The organism is Motilibacter deserti, from assembly GCF_011250635.1.
Taxonomy (GTDB): domain Bacteria; phylum Actinomycetota; class Actinomycetes; order Motilibacterales; family Motilibacteraceae; genus Motilibacter_A; species Motilibacter_A deserti.
Genome location: NZ_JAANNP010000136.1, coordinates 1 through 4,017 on the forward strand (window position 1 = coordinate 1; position 4,017 = coordinate 4,017).

Consider the following 4,017-nt stretch of genomic DNA (forward strand, 5'->3'; position numbering starts at 1 on the left):
GGACAGCGAGGAGTAGCCGGTGCCGAAGTCGTCGACGGCCAGCTCGACGCCCAGCCCGGCGAGCGCGCGCACAGCGCCCATGCACGCCTCGGTCTCGGCGAGCACACTGCTCTCGGTGATCTCGAGGCAGAGCGCGGCGGGCGGGATACCTGCCTCGCCGATGACGGCCGCCACGTCCTGCACGAGGAGCTCGCCGCGCAGCAGCTGCTGGGGCGAGATGTTCACCGCCACGCCCGGGGCCCATCCCGCCGGCAGCTGTGCGCGCCAGTCGCGGGCGTGGCGACAGGCCGCGGCGAGGACGAAGGCGCCGAGCTCGTGGATCAGCCCGGAGTCCTCGGCGACCGGGATGAACTCCGCGGGCGAGACGTCGCCGCGCTCGCCGTCGGCCCAGCGCACCAGCGCCTCGACGGCCACCGTCCGCCTGCTGCGCAGGTCCACCACCGGTTGGTAGTGGACGTCGAGCGCACCGGTGGCGAGCGCGTCGCGCAGCCGGCGCTCCAGGCTCTGCCGGCTCAGTGCGCGACGGCGCAGCCGGGCGTCGAAGACCCGGATGCCGCCCCGGCCGTCGGCCTTGGCCTGGTACATCGCCGTGTCGGCGTCGCGCAGCAGGGCGTCCGCGTCGCCACCCGCGGGCTCGGCGAGGGCTATCCCGATCGAGCAGTCGACGTGCAGCGGCGGGTCCTCGACGACGGTGCCCTCGAGCGAGCGCAGCAGCCGCTCTCCGAGGCGCAGCGCGTCCAGCGGGCCGTCGACCTCCTCGCAGAGCACCCCGAACTCGTCGCCCCCGAGCCGGGCGACGGTGTCCTCGGCGCGCAGCGCGCCGGCGAGGGCGTCGGCGACCGCCTGGAGCAGCCTGTCCCCCACTGCGTGGCCGAGGGAGTCGTTGACGACCTTGAAGCGGTCCAGGTCGACGAAGAGGACGGCCAGGTGGCGGGAGCGCCGGCGCGACAGCGCGTGGGTCAGCCGGTCCATGAAGAGCGCCCGGTTGGGCAGCCCGGTCAGGGCGTCACGGGTGGCCTGGTGCAGCAGGAGCCGCTCGAAGTGGCGCTGCTCGGTCACCTCCCGGACGATGACCCCCACCCCCGTCACGCGCCCGTCCGGCGCCCGCACCGGGTAGTAGCTCGACAGCCACTCCCGCTCCTCGTCGTCCGCGCCGGGCCCGTGCACCTCCACGTCGAGCAGCGGCAGCCCGCTCCGGAGCACCTGGCCGGCGCTCTCGGCGGTGACGCCGGTGCGCACCGCAGGCACCTCGTCGACGCGACGCCCGAGGTGCTCGGCCGCCGGCAGCCCGTTGAGCTCGGCGAGGACGGCGTTGACGCGGCTGTAGCTGAGGTCCCTGTCGAGGAAGGCGATCCCGATGGGCGCGGAGTGGATGAACGTGTCGAGCACCGCGAGCGCCTCGGCCAGGGCGGCGCTCTCCTCCGCCAGGCGCTCCTCCGCCTTGCGCCGGTCGGTGATCTCGTGGGCGAACACCACGAGCCCGGACGGCAGCGGGTGGATCCGCTTCTCGAGCCAGCGGTCCCAGCCGGGGACGTAGCACTCCAGCTGCACCGGCGCCTGGTCGCGCAGGGCCTGCTCGCACGCCACCCCCAGTGGGCTGTCGCGGCCCTCGGGGAACACCGACCAGACGTCGGAGCCGAGCAGGTCCGCGGGCGTGCCGCCGAACATGCTGCCGGCCTGGGCGTTGGCGTAGCGGATGCGCCAGTCACGTCCGACGGCGAGGACCGCGTCGCTGACGGCGCCCAGCACCGCTTCGGCCGCCAACTCGAACGAGTCCGCCCACGGGCCGTCCCCGTCGTCGTGCATCCGTCCCCCCGTCCCCGTCACCGCACCGCGGGTTGCCTGTCCCCCGCGCTGCCCGCGCTCACGCCAGCGGCACGCCGGGCCTCAGCCCCGTGCGAGGTAGCGCGTGGCCGCCACGACGCCGCGGGAGGCGAGGCGCCCGGTCCCGCGCGAGGCCGAGAGAGCCGCCCGGGCCGCGTTCCAGCCTGGCGCGCCGTGGACGCCACCGGAGGGGTGGGCGGAGCTCGAGGCCAGGTAGAGCCCGGAGATCACCGTCTCGGGCCGGCCGAGCCCGGGCGTCGGGCGGAAGAACAGCATCTGGTGCAGGCCCGAGGTCCCACCGTTGATCGCGCCCGCGTCCAGGCTCGCGTCCGAGCTCTCCAGGTCGGACGGGCGCTGCACGTGGCGCCCGATGACGAGGTCGCGGAAGCCGGGGGCGTACTCCTCGAGCGTCACCTCCATCCGGGCGACGTGCGCGTCGACCGTCGCGGAGTCGAGCGGGCCGCGCCGCGAGAGATGGGTGTACGCCCAGGCCGACTCGGTCCCGGCCGGCGACCGGGTGGGGTCGGCCGTGGTGGTCTGCCCGAACAGGATGAACGGGCGCGTCGGCACGCGCCCGGTCTTGAGGTCGGCGGCGTAGTCGGTCAGCTGGTCCAGGTCCACGCCGACGTGCACGGTCCCTGCGCCGGCGCAGCCCTTCGCCTTCCACGGCACCGGCCCCGACAGCGCCCAGTTGACCTTGAGCGTGGCGTCGTCCCACTCGAAGCGGTCGAGGTCCTCGCGCATCCGCGGCGGCAGGTTCTCCCGGCCCACCAGCCGGTCGTAGAGGATCGGCGCAGCCACGTCGGCCAGGACCGCACGGCGGGCGAGCACCTCGCGCCCGTCGGCGGTGCGTACGCCGACGGCACGGCCGCCGCGCAGCAGGACCGAGTCGACCCGGTTGGACACGCGCAACTGGCCGGCCCGCGCGTTCAGCCGCTCGACCATCGCGTCGATGAGCCGGCCGGACCCGCCCTCGGGCACCGGGAAGCCCACGTCCTGGCCCAGCATGCAGAGCAGCCAGCCGAACAACGCGCTCGCCGGGCCCTCGGGGAAGAGGTCGCTGTGCAGCGCGTTCCCCGCCAGCAGCAGCCCCCCGCCCTCACCGCTGAAGCGTTCTTCGGCGTAGCGACGAACAGGCGTCACGGCGAAGCGCGCGAACCGCAGCGTCTCCGGCAGGCCCAGCGAGCGGACGATCCCGAGGCCGCCCTTCACCGGCGGGAACGGCGTGAACAGCGCCTTGAGCAGCGGCTCCTTGATCTCCAGCCACTGCTCGAAGAGCCGCCGCCACGCGTCTCCGTCGCCGGGTGCGAAGGCGTCCAGCGAGTCGGCCGTCTCGTCGAGGTCGCGCGAGAGCACTGCGGCCCGGCCGTCGCGCAGCGGGTGGGCGAGCACGTGGGGCGCGTGGCGCCAGGCGAGGCCGTAGTCCTCCAGGGCCATCGACTTGATGATCGGCGACGCCGCGGTCAGCGGGTAGAACGAGCTGAACAGGTCGGTGGTGAAGCCCTCGGCCGCCACCTCGCCGCTGCGCACTGCCCCGCCCGGTGTCGGCTGCGCCTCGAGCACGAGGACGTCCCAGCCGGCGTCGGCCAGCGTGTTCGCGGCCACGAGGCCGTTGTGCCCCGCCCCGATGACGATGGCGTCGACGGTCTCCGGCATTCCTCGTCCCTCCTGAGCCTTCCGGCCCCGCACCGGTCTGGGTGGCTTGCCCGGCGGGAGCCAGGGGTACGCCCCGGAGCATGGCAGAGGGAGCAGGAGGCCGCGGTCGCGGCCGGGTGGCCGTCGTGACCGGTGGCACGGGTGGCGTGGGCCGGGCGACGGCGCGCGCTTTCGCCGACGCCGGCTACGACGTGGCGGTGCTGGCACGCGGGGAGGACGGGCTGCGAGCGACGGAGCAGGAGCTGCGCGGCCGCGGCGTACGCGCGCTGGCCGTGCGTTGCGACGTGGCCGACGCGGAGGCGGTCGAGGCGGCCGCGCAGCAGGTCGAGGACGAGCTCGGCCCCATCGACGTCTGGGTCAACAACGCGATGGCCACGGTGTTCGGGAAGTTCGAGTCGATGACCGACGAGGAGTTCACCCGCGTCACCGACGTCACCTACCTCGGCACCGCGTACGGCACCCGGGCCGCCCTGCGCCGGATGAAGCCGCGCGGCTCCGGCCGCATCGTGCAGGTCGGCTCGTCGCTGGCCTACCGCG

The 4,017-nt window shown here is 74.8% G+C and carries 3 protein-coding genes; 1 reads left to right on the plus strand and 2 read right to left on the minus strand.

Going from position 1 to position 4,017, the window contains the following annotated elements; all coding sequences use genetic code 11:
- Positions 1 to 1,806, minus strand: a 1,806-nt coding sequence (locus G9H71_RS21340) for a putative bifunctional diguanylate cyclase/phosphodiesterase (protein WP_166284786.1), incomplete at its 3' end; no start/stop codon positions are given.
- An 81-nt stretch (positions 1,807 to 1,887) separates the two neighbouring features.
- The gene (locus G9H71_RS21345) at positions 1,888 to 3,480 is read right to left on the minus strand and encodes a phytoene desaturase family protein (protein ID WP_166284787.1); all 1,593 of its coding nucleotides are present in this window, start codon (positions 3,478 to 3,480) and stop codon (positions 1,888 to 1,890) included.
- Positions 3,481 to 3,560: 80 nt separating this feature from the next.
- Here G9H71_RS21345 and G9H71_RS21350 point away from each other — a divergent pair.
- On the plus strand, positions 3,561 to 4,017 hold a 457-nt coding region (locus G9H71_RS21350; RefSeq protein ID WP_166284788.1), incomplete at its 3' end, for an SDR family NAD(P)-dependent oxidoreductase.